Source organism: Falsiroseomonas algicola (assembly GCF_011040385.1).
GTDB classification, from domain to species: domain Bacteria; phylum Pseudomonadota; class Alphaproteobacteria; order Acetobacterales; family Acetobacteraceae; genus Falsiroseomonas; species Falsiroseomonas algicola.
Window position 1 is genome coordinate 1 of the sequence record NZ_JAAIKB010000030.1, and the last position, 23,777, is coordinate 23,777.

The window sequence follows — 23,777 nt, forward strand, 5'->3', positions numbered from 1 at the left end:
CCTCCAGCCCCTGATCCGTGAGATGGCGGACCAGGCCCGCGACCTCCTCGATGTTTCGTGCATAGAGCCGGAAGCCACGATAGCCTGGACGAGCAAGCACCGGGACGCCGAGCTCTGCGCTCATGAGCACAGGGCGATCCGCCGCCGTGCGGACGATTCCGGCGAGTTCCGCAGAGATAATCATGGGGCTGCCAGGCGGAAGGAGGCCGGCAACGGTCAACGGAAGTCCGAGGGCGGGTCCGCCGCCCGCACTCAGGCGAAGCGTGACGCTCGAGCCTGACGCAAAGCCGAGGTCGGACGAGAGAAGCACATATGCCGCTGTCCGGAACTGCTCGGCGATAGGCGTCCGGCCCCATGGCAGCGGCGGGAGACCCAACCTGGCGGCATGCTCGTCCGGCATCGAAAGGGCGACGACGGGAATGCGGCGGGGTCCAACGGCCGTCAACAGTTCGGCCTCCAGCTGCTCAACGATTGGCACGAGAATGGCGCCGAAGGGCCGTAGCCGGTTGGCCAGGGCCGCGATGCTGTCGGACTGGAGGGGCGTGCCGACGGCCCCTAGGCGGTAGAGACCGACAGGCTGCTCCGCATCGGCTCGTCTCGGGACACCGTCCAGTAGGGACGCTGGAGGCAGCCGCTCGACTCGCGAGATGCCAGTCCCGATCTGCAGCCGTGTCTCCTCGGCGGGTGGCAATTCGCGCTGCGTGATGGCCAACAGGCCATCGTAGCTCGCATACGGCACGGGCGTGCTGCCGCTCCAGTTGCGCGAGGCGACTGCGGTGCCGAGCCGCCAATTCTCGATGTCCTCGGCCAAGCCCAGTGCGACGTATATCCGGTCGAGCGGGTCGGCGCGCGCCGCTAGGATTCCAATCACCCGAAGCGATGCGGCGACAGTCTCGTTGCGGCCTTGAAAGCGACGGCCTACGGATATGGTCACCGTTTGGCCACGCTCGAGCCGCAGGCGCTCGGCGGCCGACTGGCTGAGCACGACCTCCCCCTCGGCCGGGGCGGCTGTGCCGTTTTCTTGCAGCAAGGGATCACCTGCGACACTCGGCAGCAGGTCAAGCTGAAACCGGGCCTCACCCGCCGTTACGCCTACGTTCGATGCGCCGCGCAGGATGCTTGGGATGATGAACGCGACATCTGGCCGCGCACGGATCGTCTCGAAGAAGTCCGCGGCGAACTCACGGACCTGCGTCGGTCGGATCTCGCGGTAGACCGGATCCTGCACAAGGCGCTGGCGCTGGAACTCGACAAGGCCGTACTTCAAGCCAAGGATCAGGAGCAGCGGCGTGATTACTGCGCCGATCGCGACCATGAGGCTCGCGCCCATGGCCCAGTCGTGACGAAGGTCGGCTGCCGCCAACCGCGCCACAAGGCCCGGGCCGCCACCGGGCGGTTGGCTCCCGCGGCGGGGCAGGTTGCCTCTGCGCCCGCTCACGCGCCGAGCGCCACGCAGGTGGACACGGTGCCTCCTCCGGCGGTCGTCGCGAGTCGGAAGCCGAAGCGCCGGTCCGCCGTGTCGTCCACAAGCGTCAGGTCATGCGTGACCATGATCACCGTCGTCCGCTCGATCATCGCGATGCGTCGGAAGTCCGCGACGATGGCACCCGCCCGAGTTTTGTCCACAGCTGCAGTCGGCTCGTCGGCGAGCACGATGCGAGGATTATGCGCCAGAGCGCGTAGGATGGCGGCGCGCTGCCTCTGACCACCAGACAGTTGGTAAGGCTTCTTTCGGAGTTGCCCTTCGATTCCAAGATTCTCTGCCAGCCGGCGGATACGATCCCTATCGAGAGGACGGCCCGCCAATGCAAGTGATAGCTCGGCATTTCCCCCTACAGTCAGGAAGGGCAAAAGGCCGCCAGTCTGAAGGACGTAGCCGACGCTTCGTGCACGCAAGGTCGACAATGCGCGCTCGTTTCCATCACGCCAGAGCGCGGAGATATCGTGCGAACCGCATTCCGCGTCTGCCAGCATGAAGCCGCTGGCGTCGCTCGGCCTAGAGATCAACGCAAGCAGGTCGAGGAGCGTGCTTTTTCCGCATCCACTCTCGCCGACGACCGCTATGAACTCGCCAGCCCTGGCGATGAAGGAGGGTATTTCTAAGCGAAACTCTAGTGGTGGACTGCCACGCAGCTTCACGGCATTGGTGAGGGCGAGGATCGGGGCCGGCGGAACCTGCCCCGGCTTTGCGGTATCGAGCGCAGCGGCCAGCATTGCATCAAGGCAGGTCAGACAGACGCATGGCAAAGACATGCTGGAGGTCGCTGTGCCGAGGTGACAGCGCTTGCCAGATGTCCCGATCGTTATTGAAGTCTCGATAGAGTCGGAGCTTCGCTTCGAGTTCCACCTCGAAATTAGCCCGTTCATTCGGGTTCATGCGTTCGAAGTCGTCGAAGGTCATCCGCTGTAGGGAACTGCGGTAGGGGAGGCTGGCCACCCAGCGCGGAAGAATATCGACGATCGCACTTGACGACCGGACTGCCGCCTCCGCTGAACCAAGGCCGGTCATGCGGTCGAGCGTCGCACCGGTGACGACGGTCTGCACGGCGCTGAAGAAGTTCGCTTCGGTCATCGTTGCGCGGCGGATGCCCTGCAGCAGACCGGTCAGCGCCTCGATCAGGTCACCGAGATCACGACGCTCGAGCAAGACACGGACGTCGAGCGCATCGCGCGAGGTGTCAGAGAGATCGACGTCGGCGACCCAGGCCACCAGGTCACGCGGCCGCTCGCCGGTCCGTCCTAGATACTCGATGAGCGCGGCACTCGCCGCCTCGCGGGCGAGGGTAGTGGCATCGCGGCCCGACGGCGGTGCCGCCGCACGCGTCGGCGCGGCAGCGCCCACACCGACCGAGGCCATCAAGGCAGGATCGCCCCGCCTCGCCTCGGCCACGACCTCCGTCAAGGTTCGGGCAAGTCTGCGCACGACCGGCTCGAACGCATCGCGGGCCTCGGCCGGCCGTGCCGGGTTTACCGCGAGATCGAGGTAGGCGCTGCCGCCCTGACCGCCCGGCAGCGCCGAGAGGGTCCGGAACTGCGCCTCGGCAACCGGATGGTCGGAGGTGATCTCGCGGGGAAGGTTCGCGGCAGTCGGCTTGATGTGCACCGCGAGGACACGGACGGAGTTTGCCTCGAGCTGGGATCGCACCGTGTCAGGGGACAGCGTGGCGTCCTTCTGGCCAAGCTGGTTTGCGCTGGCATCGCCGATCAGAAGGACAAAGCGCAGCGCATTCGGACGCCAAGGCGAGTTGATCGCCTCGAGCACGCCTTCGAAGACGGTCTCCGGCCAGTCGCCACCGCCGCTCGCCCGCGCTTCCGGCAGGGACAGGGCGTCCCGGATCTGCTGCCCGGTCACGGGCTCGCCTGGGGTGAAGTTGCGCGATACGGCGAAGCGGCACTCGCTGCACTGGGCCTGGACATCGGTGTAGCCGACAAGACCGAAGCGGACGATGTCGTTGTTTCTCCCGATCTCGTCCATCAGGCGGATGACCGCCTCGCGCGTTGCATCCAGATAGGGTTGCATGGAGCCGGTCATATCGATGACGAACTTGATGTCGACGCCAAGATCACGGGTGCTAGCGCCAATCTGATCAGTTCCGCGGGTAACGCGCTCGCGCACACCAGCATCGCTCAACGTCGCTGCGCCTGGCGCAGCGCGGCCAGTATCACCTGTTTCTTGCGGCACCGCTGCAGCGACCCGGAGCAGCCGTGCGTCACGCGCCAGCCCTTCAATCGGCTCGAAGGCCAGCACGGGCAGAATGTAAAACCTATTGTTGATATCGATGAAGGTGCGCGGTTCGGCCATGACGACACCGTGGCGCTCCACCATGTCGGCTCGTCCTGCTTCGAGATCCGCCAGCACTGAGCGAGCACGGGTAGTGGCATCTGCCCCAGATACCATTCCACGAAGGCGGTCGCGGTCGGCGAACATCATGACACGGCCACGTTGGTCGGGCGCAACACCTGGATGGGTGTAGGAAACGACGATAGCGTTCCGCCATTCGAAGATGTCGCGTGCATGCACCCAAGCGAAGGGCTGCTCGCCTGCACGGAGACTGCCACTGTCGTGCACGCGGAACCAGCCGCGTGGATTTGCTGGATCAGCATAGTCAACACTGCGGCGCTCAAAGACAAACCAAGGCTGGAAAGGAGACGGCGTGCCCGTGATTGCACGCGCCGAATCGTCAGGTGCGTCGCGTAGCTGAGCTAGCGGACGGAGAAGAGCGCGAAGCGGAAGTTGTGTCTGACGGTCGCGACAGACTTCTCGTCCATCGCAGACAACGTTGTCGACAGGCTGCGCAGCCCCATTTCCGGCAATCAATAGCATCGAGAGCACAAGGCTTAACGAGAGCAGACCAACGCTCAAAGAGCGGCGGTACCGAGGTGAACGCCGGACTGTGTAATGGACCGTCACCTTGGCCTCCATCAGAGGGGTCGGCACACATGCAAGGCAAGCCGACAAAAGACACGATAACGGAATTTTACGAAACAACAATATTATATTTGGCAGCGTTGGCCCATGACCCGCATGGAGCAGCCCCCAATCCGACCGGACAGGCGGCGCAACCATGAGTGGAGTTGACCCGGTTTCGTGGACACCGCGAGGCTTGAGACGGAGGTGTCCGAGATGCCGAAATTCAGGGTGCCCTACCCGCCGGAGTTCAGGCGGCAGATGGTGGAGTTGGTCAGATCAGGGCGAAGGCCTGAGGATCTTTCCCGCGAGTTCGAGCCGACGGCGCAGTCGATCTGGAACTGGGTCCGCCAGGCCGAGCGCGATGGCGGGGCTCGCAAGGACGGAGGCGTGACCAGCCCTGAGCGGGAGGAACTCGCAAAGCTCCGGCGTGAGAACCATCGCCTGCGCCAGGAGCGCGACATCTTGGCAAAGGTGGCGGCCTGGTTCGCGATGGGGTTGAGCGCCAAAGGCGCTCAACGGCCCCCAGCGGCTCTTCGAATTCATGAGCGCGCACTAGGCCGAATTCCCGATCGCCACCATGGCCCGCGTTCTGGGCGTCTCGCCCTCCGGCTACTACGCATGGCGCAGCCGCCCGGCCTCGGCGCATGCCGCCACTGACGCGTCGCTGCTGCGCCGGATCCGCACGATCCACGCCGCGTCGCACGGCACCTACGGTGCGCCACACGTGCATGCCGAGCTGCAGGCCGAGGGGACGGCCGTGGCTTGCAAGCGGGTGGCGCGGCTGATGCGCGGGGCCGGGCTGCGCGGCATCTCCCGGCGTCGCTTCCCGACAACGACGCAGCGGGAGCCGAGCCACAGGCCCGCCAACGACCTGGTCGGCCGCAACTTCCGAGCCGCGGGCCCGAACCGGCTCTGGGTGGCCGACATCACCTACGTGCCGACCGCGGCGGGCTTCCTGTTCCTGGCCGTCGTCCTCGATGTCTGGTCACGCCGGATCGTCGGCTGGGCCATGGCAACCGACCTGCGCACGCGCCTGGTGCTGGACGCGCTCGACATGGCGGTGACGACGAGGAAGCCGGCCGATGTCGTGCACCACTCGGATCAGGGCAGCCAATATACGTCTGTGGCCTTCGGCTTCAGATGCAAGGAAGCGGGCGTCCGCCCCTCCACTGGCTCGGTCGGCGATGCGTATGACAACGCCATGGCCGAGGCGTTCTTCGCCACCCTCGAGTGCGAACTGCTGGACCGCCGCAGCTTCCGCTCTCAAGCCGAGGCACGGATGGCGGTGTTCGCCTTCATCGAGGGCTTCTACAACTCGACCAGGCGCCACTCCGCCCTGGGCTACCTCTCGCCCATTGAATACGAAGCCAGAGCCATGGCCGAGAACAAGTGATCCCTACCCCCTAACCGTCCACGAAAGCGGGGCAACTCCAACTCCACCGGTTTGATGAGGGCCACGCCAGCCACACCGTCACTTTGGTGGGCCCGTACCGCACGAACCGCGGCGGGCATTTGCATGACCAAGCCGCAGGCATTGACGACCACCTGTTACAGATATTGGCTGCGAGACGACAGGCATTGCTTGCTGGCGCAAAGAGCTTATCCTTTAGGTGCCCCTTGGCCCGATCGCCAGAAATTCTCGACTTAGCGTTTGGATCTCTACTTCGGAGTTAAACGCTGTCATGGCGGATAGCTTCTGCTTGTTGCCTTGTTTTCTAAGCCAGAGCTACGACACCCAGACCACCAGCTGGTTTTTTTCGAGAAGAAAAATGGACGCTCTGGTTTGACAAGCCGAACTTTCCTACTTCAAAGTCGACGGAGTTGAGCTCTCGCGAAGCTTTCAATGAGGCGTGTTGAGTTTTAGGCCGCCTTTAGTTATCGAAAAATACAGAGAACTCGGGTTTTGATTGAGCCAGAAGAAACCCGCCCCTGCTGAAACAACTGCAGCGTCCTGCCCCGCTTTTGCAGCTAATCACCCTCTGGGAGGATGCCAAACTGACTTGGGCGGCCCGCTTGATACCAAGATACATGTGTACGGCTGTACATCGATGCGGTCCTCTGCATGCGTCTTGGCTACAGCCAGATGATCAACTGACCAAGGAAGGTGCCACAGCACTGACCTGCATCCGTCTGGAGCTTGATGGATCTCAGCCACGCAGCTTGCTGTGCCTGAACCAGGGAAAGAGCCCATCGTACTGAACTCTTCGTTGTCGTGCTCATGCAGGGATGGGCCGGCCCATTGATCGCTGACGCAGTGCCCGGGATCGACAAGGTCTGGAACCAGGGGGAGCTAGGTGTTCGCTTTTTTGTTTTGTTCGTGAGCTAGGGAGGTGCCCCGTGCTGGGTGACGGCAGGCATCGCAAGCGAGCGCAGCGAGCGCAGCGAGCGAAGCGAAATGCCTGAGCCGCCACCCAGCACAGGGCAGCTCTCGACTAGCACTCGAGATTGGGGGGTTGGTTGGTCTTGGATGGTACCGTGGCACTGAATGACGCGGCCAAGAACTATGAAAATCGGAACCCTGACGCTCTCGCTGCGGCTGCAAAGTTTCGTTCCATGGTGAGACAGGCCGGTTGATAGGACGGTCCCTGCGATTGGCCCGAACTGGATAGGGTTATATTTTGGTTTGACTTGTTTCTCGGTGAAGCTGCCCCCCCTGTCAGGCAACGGCCGGGCATTTTGCTTCGCTCGCTTGCGATGCCCACCGCCGCCTGACAGGGGTAGATTTCGAGGTTCTAGACGTGAGCTGGTTTCTCCGCCTCGCACGTAACGGCGCCTTCAGACGAGTGGCCCAGGCTCTGGGCAATGGTTGACTGGGAACAGGTCCAGCTAGATGCCTCGTCTACCGTCTCGCTACTGAGCTGCTCGTGCGATTGACGCAGGCGCGCCGAAGCAAGTGCTCAGCACTGACGAAGTGTAAGGTGGGGGCATGGTCAGCGTTGTGGCCACGCAGAGGGGGGGGGTTGTTTCTGTGTAGAAGTGTAGCGGGTTTGAACCGGCCTCGGACCTAGACGAGGTATCTGCCCGAACCCTTCCTCAAAAATACGCTGAGCATCCTCAATCTGTTTTTGAGGAATCATACGCATTGCCTGCCAGCTGAAGGCTTGCATTAGCATTCAAGCAGCTTAAACTCCTACCCAACGCAAGGCCATGAAGGCAACCTTGCGGGAGAGGGGTCGCTACCCTCTCTATCTGCTCCCAGCCTGGGAGTGTAAGCCGGGTGAAACTAGCTACTGCAGTCCCGCAGACGGTAACAGAAAAAGCTAGAAATCTTCGGTTAAAGGCCACGCCGCCGAAGATCAGAATTAATTGAGAACTTAAATTTCAACTATAAAGCCAATCACCAGAGCCGTTAAGGTTCTGGTAATGCTTAGGCGTGTCTATTTTATAACTTGGCGCGATAAATTCTTAATAGTATCCGTTAATATTTATATTATTAATATTTAAAATATGGTCGGCGGCAAGCAAACTCAGCAAGCTCTTTTTGTTGTTCAAGCATGGACGTCGGCGATCAGTTTTTGGTCCCAAAGCAGCATGCCGCAGCATAGGATCGATTCGATAAGGCACATGCAGCTGGGCTGGCCTTCCCCTGGACTCTGACGATCGCTTTCACCAAGCAGGCCTGCACAGTCGATGCTTGGTCGCTCGACAAGGAGGGGCCACCTCAGGGATCCGTACGACAACTCCCTGACCCTAGCGACCTGAGGATTGAGATCTCGACCGGGTTCCTCGTCGATGGCCGCCACACGCCGAGCGATGCAGAGGCCCTGGGTAGGTGCTTTGCCTGGTCACCCTGGGCTGCCAGTCCACGGTGATCTCCAAAAAGACAGTGACCCAGCCGCTTGGGCGGGAAGGCTTTGCCGTCTGGCTCCAAGCATTCCGGGCTACGCCAGGCAGAAATAGGGCCGTCGTCAGCGATTCAGGTCTCGCAGCCGGCGCTTCATTCGCCAAATCGCTGCTCTGTTGCCTCATACTGAAGCCAGAGCCAGCCTCCGGCGCATGATCTCACAGTACTGACTTCCTGACCGCTGCCGGTGCTGCCGCAGAGCAGACGCTACCCGCCACCCAATGCACGATCGGCCGCTTCCGGGAGATTTGGAGCGAGTTGAGAGCCGCTGCATGGACGTTGGAAGGCGTAGTCCTGCACTTCCCGTGCCGGAGTGGAGGTCAACGCCGCCTTCCAGGCATTCAGCAGGAGATTGAACCGTCTCATTCAAACTCAGCGGCGGTTGAGTCGAAATGAAGCAGCTTGAGATCAAGATGAACCAGACCAGAAACGGGAAAGCCCTCGGCTCCGATCCCCACTGGGGTCAGGTCCGAGGGCGTTCCTGTGTTTTCCGAGCCTTTCAGCCACGGGGAGCTGGGCCACCCACGGCGGCCGAGCCTCTGCCGGCCCCCTCCTCCGTGTTGGTCCAGGGTCGATCGGCGACCGAGAGAGCCAGTGGGGTGGCGTGACCTGCATGCGAATCTTCCCTCAAAGGCATGTTTGAGAACAAGCAGGAAACATCGAGGCGGACATCACTGGTTCGTGAGGTCCGGCCGTTACCGGCTTCGCATCAGCCGTCGCTCCTAGCATCGCACAGCGTTGTCGGGATGCTGGTGGCACGACAGGCGCTCTGGTGCTGAGGGCTTAGGTGGTACCCCGGCATTCAGCTGGTCGTTGCTTTTGCAACTGCACCTATAGAAGGGAACGACAGCGTGTCTCATATCTTGAGACCCCTGCCGGTGAAGTGCCACTGCGAAGCGATCCGAATGCCATCACACGGGAGCACGCATGATGGAGCATGATGCCGACCTCGGCATCCGGGTAACTCCGGCCAGCGAAGGCATCTACAGCCTCGACGAGGCGATCCTTCTCCTCGCCGGCGAACTCCTGCTGCCGGAGATGACGCTGGAGTTCTCCCCACGATTCCGGACGACAAACTCGTGCTGGTTCACTTCGAGACGGTTACGGGACCGAAGCCGGCGCTATCTCAAAGCCGGTTGATCAGAACACTCGGTATCGCCCGCCCTGACGGCATCCTCTCCGTTCGGCACGACCTTTCCTGGATCCTCACGTCGTCCAAGGGAGCAAGCACCGCTGCCAAGATGGACTACGTCACGGTTCCCATCGCCGACCTCAGGCGGATTGTCGGCGCTTTGCCCTACCAACCAGGAACTGCCGAGTAGACCTGACCGCCTGCAGTGCCGGCGTCAGTAGAGTCCCCTACCTCGATCGGTTGTCGGTACACGTCAGACGATGCCGAGGCGCCTGGCTTCCGGCTTCGGTATTGCCGGCGGCGATGGATGGAGGACGATGCCTTCCCGGTCCACATCCACCCGTGCGTCAGGGTAGACCGCCAAAGCGAGCTGTAGAGCTTCGCAGAACGTCGGCTTGATCTGCCTGACCAGCTTGAAGCCGGCACCAAACTGCCCGTGGATGGCGGTCCAGCTCACTGGAGTTGGCTTGGTGAGCGAGTGGAGCCGGTAGGCCAGCCAGATGTACACGTCGATCGCCAGGCTGCGTGTCCCGATCGCCCTGATCGCCTCCTCGCGTACCGGAACCGGGTGCTCCTTCAGCGAGTGCCAGAAGTGCTCATCCAGCCGCACGCGGTCCTGCCAGAGCGACGGCTGTGCCTCGTCATCGACCACGCCGGAGAGCGTGATGGCATCCTGGACGAAGGCACCATTGTGCCTGGCCTCTGCCCCGTGGCTCCGATCGGTGAAGAAGGTCAGCCGGCACGCTGAGATGCGACGGGCCTGTTCTGCCACGAGCTGGTAGGTCTTGCCCCCCGTGGTGAGGCTCATGCGTCCCATCCAGGTCTTCATAGAACGGCCGAGCTCGACTTCGGGCGAGCTGGTCCTGATGGCCTCGGTTTGCAGATACAGGAGGATCAGTCGGGCGATGGAGCCGTAGGGCACGCCAACCAGAACGCCTCGCCTATCTCGGCCCGCCTCAACCAGCAGCGTCGTTCGATGCCCTTCACGCCGCCAGAAGGGCTCTTCAATCCGCTTGTGCGGCAGCGAGGTCATGGCGAACCCAGCATGGGTGATGCCGAGGCGGCTTTCCTCGTCGCTCATCACCTGAGCCGCAGCGTCGACAGCCAGGCGCTCACCCTTCGTTGCAGCCATCGACCGTGCGGTCTCAACGCCGTGCTGCAGGATCAGTTGGTGAACATCGCCCATGCTTTGCATTTGCCTGGATGGGAGCCCATGAGCGCAAGGTGGACTCTACTGACGAGAGCTAATCGAAGGCTATTTGAACTTAGCTATTAGATTCGTCAGTGGAGTCCCCTGGGCGACTCGCATCTGCGTCAGCAGAGTCCCCCGTATCCGTCAGTGAAGTCCTCTGGATAACTCGTCGCCTGTGGACGACTCGGAGCGTCAGCAGAGTCCCCTTCTCTCGCGAATCGGCCGTGATCCATGACCGGCAACGCGGCGACCCCTAAGGATATCCGGTAGCTACCAGTTAGCTCTCCGACGGCTATCAGGCTTTCTTTTGAAGCTCACGCTTCAGGGCATCGACGGCGTGCTCAAAGGCTTCACCCAGCACCCAGCCATGCTCGTCTGCCAGCTTGTAGAAGGCATCTACTGTCTCCTGCCGGACCTTGAGGTTGAGCTGGACATTCCGACCAGTCCGGTACCTGCGTGGCTCGCGACGGGGGATCTCACCTTCGACGGGCTCTCTGGTTCCCTCTCTGCTCCTGAAGCCCGCCTGTTCGGCGACATCCCTCACCTGCTCGGGTCGGGCAGGAGCCTTTGGCTTGAAGCCCGAGAGATCCATGTCAGCGTCCTGTCCAAACAGGGATGCCCGTTCGCTGCTCATGCCGTGACCTCCGTCCTTTCTCGCGCAGCACCCTTGAGTAGATCCACGACCTCCACCGCCAACGCCTGGGCGTTCTTCATGGCGGCGTCCAGACCGCTCACCTGGTTCGCATTGAGGCTCTGCAGCACGCCGCCGAAGCTGAAGATCGCTCGGAAGGCTTCGCGTTCATGCATCTGCGTGTTCAGCACCGGCACGTTGTTCCGCTCCATCTCCTCGCGGATGTGCTGGAGGGTCCGCGGGCGAATGGCGGCCGAGGTTCGAGTTAGCAGCACTGCGTAGGGGATCCTCCGACCGAAGGCCCGCTCCTGCTGACGGATCAGACGAATAGCCTTCGCTGCCTCGGCAGCATCGAGCTGGCTACCCTGAGTGGGCACGATGACCAGGTCGGCCCGGCTGATGGCATAGGCCACCGTCATGCTCGCCGTTCCTTCGAGATCTACGATGACGAAGGGGACGCGGGCCGCGGCTGCCTCGATGTCATCGATGATCGAAGCCTCGGTCGTCTCGGCGAGGACAGTGAGCGTCTCCGGGCGACCTGGCCGGCCAGCCCACTGGCTGACCGGGCGGTTCGGGTCTGCGTCGATGACGACGACCTCGGCACCACGCCGGGCGAGCTCAGTCGCTAGCACGACGGCCGAAGTGCTTTTCCCGGCCCCACCCTTCGGCGACGCGAACACGATCGTGGGCATGAACGAGCCCCCTCCTCGCTACCTCACTACATCCAGGCAGACACCAGATGACTACAAGAAAGTCAACGGATAGCTACTTGGTAGCTTTCTGATAGGCAACCTTGAGAGTGACGCTTGGAGCGATAGAGCTCACGACGATCGGCAGGCAAAGGTCGTGAGAACCCGGGAAAAGTCTGGCAATTCAATGCGTTGGCCAAGCACCAGTGATCGGCACAAACATCGGCATCCGTTGCGATTATGAGCGATCTTTTTGTCGTGCTATCAGTGTGTTCCGTCAAAATGACATCGGCAAAAAGCAGAGCAAATTTTCCGCATGCGTTCTGCAGCACTCTCCATCGAAGCTCCGACACGCATAGAGCCCTGTCTGCTCGATGAGGCGGGAGCAGAGATCGTCGATCTCGTGGCAAGCCTCTCGGCTGCAGCCGCTGCTCTTGGTTCACGCCTTCATCCACGTTCAGCAGCAGGCTTGGCCGACGCTGTGCGGATCATGAACTGCTACTATTCGAACCTGATCGAAGGCCACAACACGACGCCACGTGAGATCGAGGCGGCGTTGCAGGGGCAGCTCGAGAGCACGCCGGAGCGACGAGACCTCCAGCTCGAAGCACGTGCCCATATCCGCGTGCAGCGAGAGATCGACAGACAGCATGCCGCCGGCACGCTCGGAGACCCTGCTTCAGTCGAGTTCATCCGCTGGCTGCATCGCGAGTTCTATGCCGATGCACCGGAAGCCATGCTGACCGTGAAAAGCGGAGAGCTGATCCTCCGCATGACACCAGGCGAGTTCCGGAGCGATCCCACTGAGGAGGTGACAGTAGGCCGGCACCTACCACCATCACCGGGGGCAGTAGGCAGCTTCATGGCTCACTTCGAGCAGCGTTACCGGCTCTCATCCCTGGGAAGAGGCAGCCGCATCATAGCCATGGCCGCGGCACACCATCGTCTCAACTACATTCATCCCTTCCTCGACGGGAATGGCCGTGTCAGTCGACTGATGAGCCATGCGATGGCCTTGCATGCCGGCATCGGTGCACATGGGCTGTGGTCAGTCTCACGAGGCCTAGCACGTGGCGCTGCAAGCCGTGGCGACTACAAGCGGATGATGGACTATGCCGACATGCCACGGCAGGGCGACCTGGATGGCCGGGGCAATCTCTCGCGCAAGGCATTGGTAGAGTTCACTACCTGGTTCCTGAAGGTCTGCCAGGACCAGGTCACCTTCATGGCCAAGCTGTTCGCGCTTGAGACCCTGGTTGAGCGGCTGCGTCTCTACGCGGAGCGCCACGGCTGGCGGCCAGAAGCTTGGCTGCTCCTCGAGCGGGTGTTGCAGCAGGGGGAGGTCCCGCGTGGAGATGCACCGCGCATCACGAGCTTGAAGGAACGCAGCGCCCGTGAACTGCTAAGCGTGCTAGTAGATGACGGCATTCTGGGCTCGGACACGCCGAAAGGCCCTGTGTCGCTGCGCTTTCCGATGCAGGCGATTGAGTTGCTGTTCCCGAGCCTTTTCCCAGAGACCTAATCTTTGGACAAAGAAGGCAAACGTGATGGCCATCCGTAAGCGTTGCCTCGCAGCCCTTCTTGCGGCAGCCCGTTGAGGCTTGAGAGGAAGGCCGTCGCAGAGATGGAGCGAGGCGGTGACGGCGGTGTCGCGGCATCTCCACAAGACTGGTGCACTGTTGGGGCCAAGCCGGCGGCAGCGCGGGTGCAGATGATGCTGCGGCAGGCGCCACACGATTTCACCAACGGTCCAAAGCCCCCCACCCGGGACGCAATGCCGACCAAGTCACGTGTTCCGATTGATGGAAGCTACCACAATATTTGATCTGCAAAGTCACGGGTGTATCCAGTAACCTCTCCTTCCTGCTTTTTGAACAAGGCCCTTCTCGAAGAGACGATGAAGGTAAGACCGGAACGTGCCTTCTTTCAGGTTCGGATCGGCAGACCTGGCTGCTTTGAACAACTGGGCCACCGATGCAGGCTTCTGACGATTTTTGAGAAGCGCAACAATTTGTTGCTCAATGAGGATACGGCTGACGCTGTTCCGGCGTGTGACGTCACGTACGCCGGGCCGGCTCTGGCGAGCCTTGAGCAGCAGGCGGCCGAGCGTCTCCCGCTCCTGGGTCAGTTCGTAGATCCGGCGCTCCACTTCTGCAATTCGCGCCGCGATCTCTTCCTCAAGAGAAGAGGAGGCGCTCTGCGTCTCGATGTTTCTGACTGCCATTTTGCAACGAAGACCGCCCATGCACGGCTCCGAAAATGCCACTAAAATCAGCATGTTGCAATCCAGAAAGCAACCTTGACGCGACCGCAGGCCTGTGATAGTCAACGACTACGTTGTCGTAGTCGTTGACTATCACAGGCCTGCTATCTCTCGCTTCTGCGACGTTGCATTTCACAAAGCGCGTGCTACTTCCAACCCATCACGACCGGCCCCTCTGCACCTTGGTGTACGGGTCGGTTTTCATGTTTGGCCTTCACATTGCCAATTCAGAACAATACAGTTCCGTTCCTCAAGCCGCACCTTCCTGTATCAGACCAGGTTGCGCTTCTGCTTTCGCGTGGGATGACCATCAGCGATCAGACAAAAACTAGCACCTGCTTGGAGCGTATCGGCTATTATCGGCTAAGCGGATACTGGTACCCATTCCGGGAGATTGAAATTGAAACTGATCCGACTACGGGCCAGATAAATCAAAAGGTGCTTGACACTTTCAAGCCAGGCACCGAATTTCGCCTTGTTTATGAACTTTACGTCTTCGACAAAAAACTGCGCATGATTATGTTAGACGCGATTGAGCGTGTTGAGATCGGAATGCGCGTCGACGTCGCTCTACTTTTAGGGTCACGCAATCCCTTGGCCCACCGCGACCCAAACCAGCTACACCGGCGATTTGTGCAATATGATCATGTCGATTGGCTGCGGAAATTGGACGAGGCCACGGCTGCAGCCAGAGAAGAATTTGTTAAATCATTTAATGCAAAATACTCTTCTCCACTACCCATCTGGATGGCAGTCGAACTTTGGGACTTCGGCATGTTGTCTCGCTTCGTAGGCGGGATGCTCGATGTCGACTCCTCGAAATTAGCTCAGGCGTACGGCCTTCCGAAGCGTGACCAGCTAAAGTCTTGGCTTCGCTCGATTAACACCGTTCGCAATATTTGCGCGCACCATGGACGCCTTTGGAACCGTTCTCTTGCTGCTCCGGGCCTACCTCATTACGGCGCAGTTCCCTTGCTTGATCACTTGATACAGAAACCTGCCCAACCAACACCAGAGCCGTTAGCAAATTCTTTGTCTCCTACGCGCATTTACGCAGTCGCCGCCGCCATGCAATTTTTGCTCAGAAAAATCAATCCCTCTACCTCATGGGCAAGGCGGCTCAAGGAACATATGAAAACTTTTCCTTCAGCACCTAGTATAGGCATCGAACATGCAGGCTTTCCGCCAAATTGGGAGAGCCTGCCTCTCTGGCGTTAGGTATGCACCAGAGTTCGGTCAAAATGACTCTACAGTTTTATATGCGGCAATTTTGACACAAAAAATGACAGGACCGGATTACGGGAGCTAAAATTTTAGAGCAAGGCCGAATTATATTTATACTCGAATTCGCTCCACCTCATCGAGACTGACCGCGTCACGCCGACGATCATAGAGCTGCGTCGTGCGGGTACTGGCGTGGTTCGCCATGGCTGCCGCATTCTCGAGCGTGCCGCCGTTCTTCAGGTATGCCGTGATACCCGTGGCCCGGAAGGTATGGTTCCCGATCTTCGTGTCTATGCCTGCAGCCTCCGCACGCCGGCGTACCATGGCGTAGGCGTTGGCCTGCGGCAGGGCAGTGCGTGTCAGCGTCTTAGTGCCACGGCCGATCGTACGGAACAGCGGACCCTTTGGATCGGCACCAATGCCAACGCCGTCGATATAGGCGTGTAGGTATTCTTCGAGCGTGTGATGGCACGGTATCTCGTGCCGCTTGCCGCCCTTCTCGCGCAGCCGCACCCAGAGCCGCCGGTTCTGCACAAACACGTCCGCCACCGTCATGCCAAGTGCAGCGCCGATGCGGGCAAAGCTGTAGACCATGAGCCCGATCAGCGCCCGGTCACGCAGCCCGGCGGGTGTGCTGGTCTCGATGCTATCGAGCAGCTCCCGAGCTTCGATCGCGTCCAGCACCGGCGTCTTACCCTTGAGGGCACTGTGCCGCGGCCCTCGTACGGATCCAGCAGGGTTGGTTGGGATCACCTGGCCAGTGACTAGCCAGTCGAACAGGTGGCGCAGTGCTGCGAGACGCTGCTTCGCCGTCGGTGCCGAGTGCTCCTGCGTTTGCACCTCGATCCAGGTCGCCACATGCAGCGGCTGCACCGCGGTGAGCGACGACACGCCGGCGCACTCGCACCAGGTGAGGAAGTCGGTCGCCGCCTTGCTGTAGGCGCGGCGCGTATGCGAGTTGCGGATGGCGGCAGCAAAGAACTCAAGGAAGCGCAGGCTGGCGCGCTCGCCACTGGCAACAATGAGCGCGGGCACAGCGGCTGGTCCTACAGCTCGGACAAGCGCCACTTCCCTGATGGTAGGCTCTCTCACTTGGTGTCTCGGGCAACATGCTCCTTGAGCACCGCACCTTGCGGGCTCAGCTTGCGCCACCCGCGCTGCGCCCAGCCCGCCCCAACCGATACCTCGTCCCATTCCTCGTAACGAGCTACCAGTTGGCCCGCGGCGTCGTACTGGTCGTAGGTCCACTTCTCGTACTGACCGAGGTGGCCAGACTGCTTGTACCCCGTCTGCACCAAGCGATGATCTGCAGGGACGGAGAATGCCTCCCGCGTGGAACTGTCGGCTTCGCTCATGGTTCCTCCTTCCGGTCGCAATACATATGATAAAGGACATTATCATACATCATTGGCTTCCATTTCGGAAGCATCCACTCATCAAAGCTGTTGCCGTGTCATCGCTAGCATTCGATAACGATATTGCAACGTCCGGATAGGACACCGATGTGGCGGCCGCCATCGCAGCAGCTGAACCCTTCACCGTGCGCGGCGCGATTGCGCTGCAGCAGGGCGACACCGGCGCGGCCAGCACCGACATCGTTGAGGCGGTGAGATGCGATGCAGCCTCGCCACACAGCCTCGGGTTGATCGGAATGCTGAAGCAGGCTGTCCAACGTCTTGGCCGTATCTTCAAAGTCTTGGCTCTGCTTCTAGCAATAGCCGGGCCGCAGCCAGTCCACGCGGATGTCATCGACCGGATGGCTGGTGCTGCGCTCCTTGGGACCGCACAGGCCGCAATGCTGGCCGTACGTGCCGCACCCTTGGTCGCCGCCGCCGTCGTGGTGCACGAAGGCGCTGCTGCCTGCACCCGCGCCGATTGTGTCTCGCAACTCCGAGAAATTCTTCGCAATCATCCCATTCTCGGACCGCCAGTGGTCCGTCACGCGCTTAACTCCCTAGCTCAACGTCATCCTGAAGCCGCTACGCGTGCAAGGGCAGTAGCCGAAGAGTTGGGACTAGCCCGCCAAGGCGGGCAGCATCGCGGCCGCATTCAGATTCAAGGCGCTGGACTCGAACTCTCGAGCGCCTGGGCGCAAGCGTCTCCAATTACCTATGTTGAAGGACTACAGCGCCTGGATGCGCTGACATCGCAACTCTCACGTACGGAACGTAATCTAAGGCAGGATGCGCTTGACCAAGCTCGCGCATTTATAAGGCGCTGCCCAGATCAGGGCGGCTGCCCCAGAGCGATACGGAGCTTCGCAGTTCGCGGGGACCGCGAGCAAAGACGAGTAGATATAGAGATTATCACGGGCACTGCGTTCCGCTGAGGGTTCATCATGCGCAAAAATGACTTGTCAGATCGTTGGGTGGCGGTACTGAAAGAATGTGCTCTATCGAGCAGCATTACACAGTGGACCACGTTAGACCCGCCAAACTTTGATGCCGAGCAGACCTGTCTCTACGTTGAGATACAATCGCTAAACGTTGTGATCCGCGCCGAGCACAGTAAGGCTAACGAGTTCTCGGTATCGGCGTCCAGCCTGGACGCCGAGCGGCGACACGGCGCCATTAAGGAGGTGGGCGCCTGGATCCAGATCGCGACAGATATCACAGGCGCACAGCGACAGGAGACATTGGTGCGGCTGTGCTTGACTACCTTCCTGCTATCCGCACAAGCTAACCTGCAGCTTGAGCGATTTGAACTCATGCTTCGAGCAATTGCAGACGATTTTTATGGCGGAATAGTTTAGGGGCGCATCTATGTCTGCATCATCGCCGTGGCGCCGGTTGTGGAGACAGAGCTGCTAGAAGACGCCTCGTATCGGTGAAAACCTCGGGCGACAGCTGCGTATCGGGTATGAGACCACGCTCAGAGCACGTTGCGGTGCCAGGCGGCACAAACACCGCCACAGGCATGACGAGAGCGGGCCCACTCGCCGCCAAACTGAAGCGCTGCTCCACAAGGCACTTCCCACTGCTCCGCTCTCCTGCAAGTGTGGCTCGACCTGTGCCGCGCAGCACGGCAGCAAAGACTTCGGCAGCGCTCGCTGTATAGCGGTCCAGCACGATGATAAGCGGAACCTGCAGAAGAGGACGCTCCTCCCGCGAGACTAGATCAGACAGACCGTCGCGTGTTGGCACGAGTGCGCCGAGTGAAGTTCCAGCAGCCAAGAAAAGTGTAGCAGTGCCGAGGGCTTCAATGAAGCTACCTCCCCCGTTGTGGCGCAGATCAATGACAATGCGCCGAGGAATAGGCGATGCTGCCAATGCCGCCTGAACTACGTCACGCACCCGCCCTGTGTCAAAACGAACAATGCGAAGATGGAGAACACCATCAGATGTGCGCCGCACACCAACCGGACTAATACTGTCCGTTCGCAACCGGGTAGAATGCCAGCCTACAGCAGGAGCAGGAAATATCGCGACCGAGGAGCGGTCGCGACCGGCTCCGGTCAGAAACGTCATTTGCAATGAGGCACTGCCATCTACGGCTGCCAAAGCTCTTCTTGCATCAGCAAGGCGCCGCACGGGAGCGTTGCCGACACGCAGCAGCACGGCACCATCTCGGATGCCTGGCTGGTCCGCTAAGCCACCTGGCAGAGCTATAGCCAGGACCGCGTCAGTACCTTCACCAACGTCTAAACCGACGGCATCAAGCACGGCCCTGGCGCGCCGCTGCTCGTCCGCCACCTGCTGCGTCACTGCTGGCTCAAAGCGAATACGCGGATCGATCATCCGTAATTCATCGCTAAGAGCAACGTTAGGATTGACACCAAGCCGAGGGGGAAGCCGTTCGGGGCGAGAGTAGTTTTGAGAAAGCAATTCTGACACACGACTTATAAGGGTAGCTTCTGCGGCTACCGATTTGACTGAAAGGGTGCAGACCAGGATTGCTGAAGTGGCTACCAAGCGGACAGTGAAGCCGCGCCGAATCACGGTGCAAGGCGACATTCAGCGCGAACACTGCGCTCGACCAACGCGGGAAAGGCGCCCGGACGATCCATTGCTACCAGCGCTGGGCCGAAGCTTCGCACAGCGCCGGCTCGATCTCTGCCACCCCAGTCGTCGAAGGCTGCCGGCTCCCAGCACACCCGACGGCGCGGAATGCACCAGCGCTCTCCGGCGTGGGTTCCGCCATGTCGGACGTCAAAGCTTACTACAAAGCGCTCCGAGAGGCGCAGGGCAACCTGATCGCCCACGGCGTCGGCAATGCCGCGCACGACCAGCACGAGAGCTTCGTGCGGCTCGCGGCAACGTACTGTTTCGATCGCCAGTGTTGACTCGCCCTGTCTCGCGGCAGACAGTGGCACCGGCGGAGGATCCCGCGGCGGCGCCGGCCTCGTGATCGGTGGAGGCACCGGCGGGCGCGGCAAAGCCGCCACCTGCGGCGCTGCCGGAACCTGAGGCGTCCGACGGCGCACGCGAACTGCCGCATCCATGGCATCCAGCATGGCAGCACTCACGACAGGTTCGGCTGATTGATTCCGTGACAATCGCCAGCGGCGGATCGCCATTTCCAGTGCAGCTGCGTCGGGAGGATCGCTGCCGGCCTGCTCTAATAGGTCGAGCGCGTTCAGTCCCTCGACCAGCTGTTCGAGTTCATTCTGATGGAGCTCCTCCACAAAACGGAAGCCGGTGGACTCGGTCGGAGGCATACCCCGCCGCAGGGGCCGGTCGGTGGGTGGCTCCGCTGCCTGCTGCGGACGCGGCGCCGGAAGTTCTGGTGGGACCGCGAGGGCGGGCCTGGCCTGCTCGACAGGCGGTTCAGGTCTGCCGGAGCGTGGCCCACAGGCAGTCAGCATCACCACAAGCAGCGCAACCGAAACTCGCGACAGAGGCCTCGGTCGCTGCGCGCAAGCCCCACGTACCGCCGCCTCATGGATCATCTCATCCCGCCGATGGCATCGATGCTACGCTTCAGCCTCTCGATGTCGGCCTTCAGAAGCGCTTCCCGTCGTCTGAGGTCTTCGGTGACCCCGTCAGCGACTGCCAGGCGCGAAACGGCATCCAATTCCCGCTCGGTTCTAGCCAACTCGCCTTCCAGGGCGGTGCGGCGTGCTGCAAGGTCCGCTCGCGTCACGCTGAGTTGGGAGAGGTTCGCGCGAAGCCGCTGTGTCTCCGTGCGCAGGCCTGCAATCTCGCGGTTCAGCGCAGCAATCTGCCGAGCGCGCTCTTCCTGCGCGGTCAGCAGGTCGAGTTGCCGGCCGCGCTCAGCCGCGACCGCCTGTCGTGTCGCTGCAAGGCTCACCTCCTGTTGCTGCTGGCGAGTCGCGTAGCTCCCCGTCTGCAGGCCATGAATGCCGCCGAAGAAGCCATCGCTGCGCGGGTCACCGGAAGCGCAACCCGACGAGAGGACTCCGGTCGCCAACAAAATGAGCCGCGTTCTCGATCCGGCGCGCATCATATCCGCCGTCCGGACGCCGAGAGGCGATCGATCGACGCACGGAGACTCTCGCGTTCGCCTTCGAGCTCGCGGATCGAACGTTCAAGTGTAGCCACCTCTACGCTCCCGCGACCTGCCTCCGCCCGCGCCGTCTCGAGCTGCCTGCGGCTTTCGGCCAGCGCAGCATCCACTCGACCAAGATTTTCCTGCGCGGACGTCACCTCACGCGACATCTCGCTGCGCAAGCGTGCCGCAGTCGCGGCATCAGCACGTCCCGATGCACGTGCCTGTACGAGCTGTGCAGACTGGGCGTCCAAGTTTGCTACACGCTTTCCCAACTCCGTGTTGTAGGAGCGAGTGTTAGCTAGGTTCTGTTGGGCGATCCTCTGCTCGCTTTCTAATCTTCTTGCGTTATTTGCGTAGCTACGGCGTTGGCTATTTACGACCTCCGCTGCACCAAGGCCTAGTCCGCCTCCTAATGCGGCACCCCAAATAGCGCCCTGCTCTCCACCGATCACCGCGCCCAGCAGAGCGCCGATCGCAGCACCTGCTCCGGCCCCTTCAAGCCGAGTACGGTTCTCGTTTCCCGGCTGGTTCGCGCAGGCTCCAAGCAGGAGGACACCGCCAAGTGGGCCGATGGCGAACCGCACCACATGGCGTGGCGAACGTATTGCGGGTGATGCAGCAGTCATCTTAGACTCCCAGCAATTGCTTCTATTTCGGCAAAAAGTGTAGCTGAGCTCGGTCGCAAGCTGCGGACTTGTGTGATGTGCCTGTCGACCAAGCTGACTAACTCAAGCTCGTCGCGCATGACATCAATGCTCTGAAGCCGTCGGCGCATCTCGCGCGACGCCGACGCTTGGCATTCCGCGCCATAGTCAGTCATTTCGCGCAACGTCTGCTCATAAAGCCGGATGCGTTCCTGCGCATTGCGGGCGTGATGGTCGCGCTCACGCTGGGCTGTCGCGACACGCTCTGCCGGAAAATTCAGCCTCACGAGCTCCTGGCGCCACCATTCGCGCCTGTTGCGATCACGCAGATCAGTAGTGACGGCTTGAGCCGTGGTCACAGCGTTGAAGAACAGTGTCTGGCAAAGGCGCTGGTCCCGATCCCTCAAAGTTCGTTCCGCCGTAAATAATCGTCGCGATATCTCAGAGAGCAGGCGGCGCAACTCCGCCTGACCGCGGCCCTCTTCCTCAGCGAGACGAAGTCGATCGGTCATCCGTCGCATATCGTCGGCCACTGGGGCCGCACCGGCGCCAGCTGACAGCGCAGCAGGTGTCGTTGCCCGGCAAGCTGCGGCGACGTCCGCGAAAACCTCGCGGCGGAAGCCGGCTGTAGGAACATTGACGCTAGCCATTACGGGCCGCAGCCCTAAGAAGAGGTCGCGGTTTACCCCTTGGAATGCGGGGGCTGCACCATCGCTACGCGAGGTATCCCAGCGATACGCCGGCACCTCGTCCCGCATCGCGACCGTAAGACGGGATGCGTCGTCGGAGAAGGCACCACCCCGCGCGGACAGCCCACCGCTCTTACCCTGCCGCATCTCTGCACCGAAAACGTCCGCCGTGAGCTCACGCACGTTGCCGAGAACATCGAAGAGGCCTCCAGGAGTGGACCTCCGTTCGCCACCGATCCGCTGTACGGCGTTGCCCGGCCAGCGCTCGTAGGTGCGCGACACGGCAAAACGGAAATGGTCAGGTGCAGTATTCCAGAACCGATCGTCGGAGAAGCGCCCAGAGCGCAGCGCGGCTAGGCCACCGCGAGCGGCGTATTCCCATTCGGCTTCAGTAGGCAGCCGCAGGAACCCGGGCACGCCAGCAAGGCTCGCCTGTTGCCGCAGTCGGCCAAGGCATTCAGGATCGCGGTAGCACCACGTATTGAAGGACTCGAGAAGTGCGCCGATCTCGGCCGCCGTCAGTCCTCGGAGCGGCTCTGCTAAGCGTGACCAGCGGGCCGGTCCCTCTTCGGGAGGCAACTGCTCAAGGCGAGTTCTCAGGGGTGCGACCAAACGATCGCTAGCGGCGTCCCGCCGCAGCATGTCAACCAGGCGCGCCACGCCGTCAGACACCACGCCATTGCCGAGGATGGCGGCGGCCTGACCAGCGGTGAACTCGTATTTAGCGATGTAGTATTTCCAGCCGGCATCTGAACCACCGCTGGTACGGAACGCACCGCCGATCTGGACGCGTTGCGGCGCGGCAAAGGGGTCGCCGGGATCGTCCCGGCCGAACAGAACGTTGCGCTCGGCTTCACACCAGAAGTTGGGGCCGGGGACCTCGACGCGCCGTAGTATCAGGCGATAACGGTGGCCGGGTAGGGGCAAGGTCAGTTCGGGCGCGCGCGTGCCTTCGGAGGAGGGACAGGGATCCCAGACCCATCGCTCCGATGGCTCGCGGGTGCATTCGAGCGTCTCGCCGAGAGCAGGCACCGGGCCTGGCAGCAGGGCTATCAGGAGCCCGAAAACTGCGAGCCTACTCGACACGGATTGCCTCTGCCGGGTCAATCCGCATCGTGACAAGGCCAGCGCGCAGCGACGCCAGGGCGGCAAGCGAACAAGTCAACAGGGCTGCGGCAGCTATGTGGCCAGGAGGCAGGTGGCAGAGCCGGTGACCTAGCGGCAGGTCTGCCGCAAAGACGGTGTTGATCAGTGTCGAGAACGCGAAGAAACCGAGCAGCGCTAACGAGAAGGCGAGCACCGCCACGGCCAAGGACTGGACGAGCGGGAAGGCCAGCAAGCCCGTTCGCGGCAGGCCCATGAGGCGCAGCATTCCGAACTCGCGCCGCTTGCGCTGCACCGCGCCGTGCAGGCTTGCTGCCAGGCTGGCGATGCCGCCGAGGATGCCCACACTCGCAACGAGCCAGAACAGTCGGGTCAAGCCACGGTCCAGGGCCTGGACGCGCTGGATGTCGCCGAGCTGGGCTGCGACCTCCAGCCCCTGATCCGTGAGATGGCGGACCAGGCCCGCGACCTCCTCGATGTTTCGTGCATAGAGCCGGAAGCCA

The 23,777-nt window shown here is 61.6% G+C and carries 20 protein-coding genes; 6 read left to right on the forward strand and 14 right to left on the reverse strand.

Features of this window, described 5'->3' with window-relative positions:
- The 3 genes from G3576_RS30185 to G3576_RS30195 all read right to left on the reverse strand — a co-directional run.
- Positions 1-1,330: ABC transporter permease (locus tag G3576_RS30185; RefSeq protein ID WP_164698203.1), on the reverse strand; the 1,330-nt coding region annotated here is incomplete at its 3' end.
- Between the two features lie 104 nt (positions 1,331-1,434).
- Entirely contained in the window at positions 1,435-2,214 is a 780-nt protein-coding gene (locus tag G3576_RS30190) for an ABC transporter ATP-binding protein (RefSeq protein ID WP_164698204.1), read from the reverse strand.
- A 4-nt stretch (positions 2,215-2,218) separates the two neighbouring features.
- Positions 2,219-3,826, reverse strand: a complete 1,608-nt coding sequence (locus tag G3576_RS30195; protein ID WP_164698205.1) for a vWA domain-containing protein — start codon at positions 3,824-3,826, stop codon at positions 2,219-2,221.
- Between the two features lie 798 nt (positions 3,827-4,624).
- On the opposite strand from G3576_RS30195, the gene G3576_RS30200 reads away from it, so the two are divergent.
- Positions 4,625-5,804, forward strand: a protein-coding gene (locus G3576_RS30200; protein WP_407926146.1) for an IS3 family transposase whose coding sequence is annotated in 2 segments (ribosomal slippage) — positions 4,625-4,966 and positions 4,968-5,804 — 1,179 coding nt in all. Because the reading frame shifts where the segments join, the coding sequence is not laid out codon by codon here.
- 3,378 nt (positions 5,805-9,182) lie between these two features.
- Complete coding sequence (locus G3576_RS30205; RefSeq protein WP_164698206.1) at positions 9,183-9,395, forward strand: hypothetical protein; 213 nt, start codon at positions 9,183-9,185, stop codon at positions 9,393-9,395.
- Positions 9,396-9,640: 245 nt separating this feature from the next.
- On the opposite strand, the gene G3576_RS30210 is transcribed toward G3576_RS30205, so the two are convergent.
- The 3 genes from G3576_RS30210 to G3576_RS30220 all read right to left on the reverse strand — a co-directional run bounded on the left by G3576_RS30210 (position 9,641) and on the right by G3576_RS30220 (position 11,902).
- Positions 9,641-10,573: a replication protein RepA gene (locus G3576_RS30210; protein WP_164698207.1), complete on the reverse strand. Its 933-nt coding sequence runs from the start codon at positions 10,571-10,573 to the stop codon at positions 9,641-9,643.
- A gap of 301 nt (positions 10,574-10,874) precedes the next feature.
- Positions 10,875-11,213 carry a stability/partitioning determinant gene (locus G3576_RS30215; protein ID WP_164698208.1) on the reverse strand — a complete coding sequence of 113 codons (339 nt, stop codon included), beginning with the start codon at positions 11,211-11,213 and terminating at the stop codon, positions 10,875-10,877.
- Positions 11,210-11,902: a ParA family protein gene (locus G3576_RS30220; RefSeq protein WP_164698209.1), complete on the reverse strand. Its 693-nt coding sequence runs from the start codon at positions 11,900-11,902 to the stop codon at positions 11,210-11,212. The genes G3576_RS30215 and G3576_RS30220 overlap by 4 nt, the downstream gene beginning before the upstream one ends.
- A 313-nt stretch (positions 11,903-12,215) precedes the next feature.
- On the opposite strand from G3576_RS30220, the gene G3576_RS30225 reads away from it, so the two are divergent.
- Positions 12,216-13,421, forward strand: coding sequence for a Fic family protein (locus G3576_RS30225; RefSeq protein WP_164698210.1), 1,206 nt, complete (start codon positions 12,216-12,218; stop codon positions 13,419-13,421).
- Positions 13,422-13,733: 312 nt separating this feature from the next.
- Here the strand turns inward: G3576_RS30225 and G3576_RS30230 are convergent, their stop codons facing one another.
- A complete protein-coding gene (locus G3576_RS30230) occupies positions 13,734-14,177 on the reverse strand; it encodes a hypothetical protein (RefSeq protein ID WP_164698211.1) in 444 nt (147 codons plus the stop codon).
- Between the two features lie 288 nt (positions 14,178-14,465).
- Here G3576_RS30230 and G3576_RS30235 point away from each other — a divergent pair, with 288 nt between their 5' ends.
- A complete protein-coding gene (locus tag G3576_RS30235; protein ID WP_164698212.1) occupies positions 14,466-15,380 on the forward strand; it encodes an Abi family protein in 915 nt (304 codons plus the stop codon).
- A gap of 117 nt (positions 15,381-15,497) precedes the next feature.
- On the opposite strand, the gene G3576_RS30240 is transcribed toward G3576_RS30235, so the two are convergent.
- The 3 genes from G3576_RS30240 to G3576_RS30250 all read right to left on the reverse strand — a co-directional run bounded on the left by G3576_RS30240 (position 15,498) and on the right by G3576_RS30250 (position 17,328).
- Entirely contained in the window at positions 15,498-16,421 is a 924-nt protein-coding gene (locus G3576_RS30240) for a tyrosine-type recombinase/integrase (protein ID WP_328730159.1), read from the reverse strand.
- Positions 16,422-16,474: 53 nt separating this feature from the next.
- Positions 16,475-16,741, reverse strand: a complete 267-nt coding sequence (locus G3576_RS30245) for a hypothetical protein (RefSeq protein WP_164698214.1) — start codon at positions 16,739-16,741, stop codon at positions 16,475-16,477.
- 353 nt (positions 16,742-17,094) lie between these two features.
- Complete coding sequence (locus G3576_RS30250) at positions 17,095-17,328, reverse strand: hypothetical protein (protein WP_164698215.1); 234 nt, start codon at positions 17,326-17,328, stop codon at positions 17,095-17,097.
- A 396-nt stretch (positions 17,329-17,724) separates the two neighbouring features.
- On the opposite strand from G3576_RS30250, the gene G3576_RS30255 reads away from it, so the two are divergent.
- On the forward strand, positions 17,725-18,138 hold the full coding sequence (locus tag G3576_RS30255) for a hypothetical protein (RefSeq protein ID WP_164698216.1): 414 nt from the start codon (positions 17,725-17,727) through the stop codon (positions 18,136-18,138).
- A 19-nt stretch (positions 18,139-18,157) separates the two neighbouring features.
- Here G3576_RS30255 and G3576_RS32745 read toward each other — a convergent pair whose 3' ends face one another.
- The gene (locus G3576_RS32745) at positions 18,158-19,339 is read right to left on the reverse strand and encodes a S41 family peptidase (protein ID WP_407926147.1); all 1,182 of its coding nucleotides are present in this window, start codon (positions 19,337-19,339) and stop codon (positions 18,158-18,160) included.
- A gap of 185 nt (positions 19,340-19,524) precedes the next feature.
- Between G3576_RS32745 and G3576_RS30265 the strand changes: the two genes are divergently transcribed.
- A complete protein-coding gene (locus G3576_RS30265) occupies positions 19,525-19,668 on the forward strand; it encodes a hypothetical protein (protein ID WP_164698218.1) in 144 nt (47 codons plus the stop codon).
- Positions 19,669-20,270: 602 nt separating this feature from the next.
- Here G3576_RS30265 and G3576_RS30270 read toward each other — a convergent pair.
- The 3 genes from G3576_RS30270 to G3576_RS30280 form a co-directional block, all read right to left on the reverse strand.
- Complete coding sequence (locus G3576_RS30270; protein WP_164698219.1) at positions 20,271-20,792, reverse strand: hypothetical protein; 522 nt, start codon at positions 20,790-20,792, stop codon at positions 20,271-20,273.
- A 667-nt stretch (positions 20,793-21,459) separates the two neighbouring features.
- Positions 21,460-23,256 (reverse strand): formylglycine-generating enzyme family protein, encoded by a 1,797-nt coding sequence (locus G3576_RS30275; RefSeq protein WP_164698220.1) that lies wholly within the window; start codon positions 23,254-23,256, stop codon positions 21,460-21,462.
- Positions 23,246-23,777, reverse strand: a 532-nt coding sequence (locus G3576_RS30280; protein WP_328730160.1) for an ABC transporter permease, incomplete at its 5' end; no start/stop codon positions are given. The genes G3576_RS30275 and G3576_RS30280, both read right to left, overlap by 11 nt.

Excerpts from the sequence above, each read along its gene's own strand:
- G3576_RS30265 (WP_164698218.1), top strand. The coding sequence starts at position 19,525 with ATGTCGGACGTCAAAGCTTACTACAAAGCGCTCCGAGAGGCGCAGGGC.
- G3576_RS32745 (WP_407926147.1), bottom strand. The coding sequence starts at position 19,339 with ATGTCGCCTTGCACCGTGATTCGGCGCGGCTTCACTGTCCGCTTGGTA.
- G3576_RS30210 (WP_164698207.1), bottom strand. The coding sequence starts at position 10,573 with ATGGGCGATGTTCACCAACTGATCCTGCAGCACGGCGTTGAGACCGCA.
- G3576_RS30190 (WP_164698204.1), bottom strand. The coding sequence starts at position 2,214 with ATGCTGGCCGCTGCGCTCGATACCGCAAAGCCGGGGCAGGTTCCGCCG.
- G3576_RS30220 (WP_164698209.1), bottom strand. The coding sequence starts at position 11,902 with ATGCCCACGATCGTGTTCGCGTCGCCGAAGGGTGGGGCCGGGAAAAGC.
- G3576_RS30255 (WP_164698216.1), top strand. The coding sequence starts at position 17,725 with ATGCGCAAAAATGACTTGTCAGATCGTTGGGTGGCGGTACTGAAAGAA.
- G3576_RS30225 (WP_164698210.1), top strand. The coding sequence starts at position 12,216 with ATGCGTTCTGCAGCACTCTCCATCGAAGCTCCGACACGCATAGAGCCC.
- G3576_RS30245 (WP_164698214.1), bottom strand. The coding sequence starts at position 16,741 with ATGAGCGAAGCCGACAGTTCCACGCGGGAGGCATTCTCCGTCCCTGCA.
- G3576_RS30205 (WP_164698206.1), top strand. The coding sequence starts at position 9,183 with ATGATGGAGCATGATGCCGACCTCGGCATCCGGGTAACTCCGGCCAGC.
- G3576_RS30230 (WP_164698211.1), bottom strand. The coding sequence starts at position 14,177 with ATGCTGATTTTAGTGGCATTTTCGGAGCCGTGCATGGGCGGTCTTCGT.
- G3576_RS30270 (WP_164698219.1), bottom strand. The coding sequence starts at position 20,792 with ATGATGCGCGCCGGATCGAGAACGCGGCTCATTTTGTTGGCGACCGGA.
- G3576_RS30195 (WP_164698205.1), bottom strand. The coding sequence starts at position 3,826 with ATGGTGGAGCGCCACGGTGTCGTCATGGCCGAACCGCGCACCTTCATC.
- G3576_RS30215 (WP_164698208.1), bottom strand. The coding sequence starts at position 11,213 with ATGAGCAGCGAACGGGCATCCCTGTTTGGACAGGACGCTGACATGGAT.
- G3576_RS30235 (WP_164698212.1), top strand. The coding sequence starts at position 14,466 with ATGACCATCAGCGATCAGACAAAAACTAGCACCTGCTTGGAGCGTATC.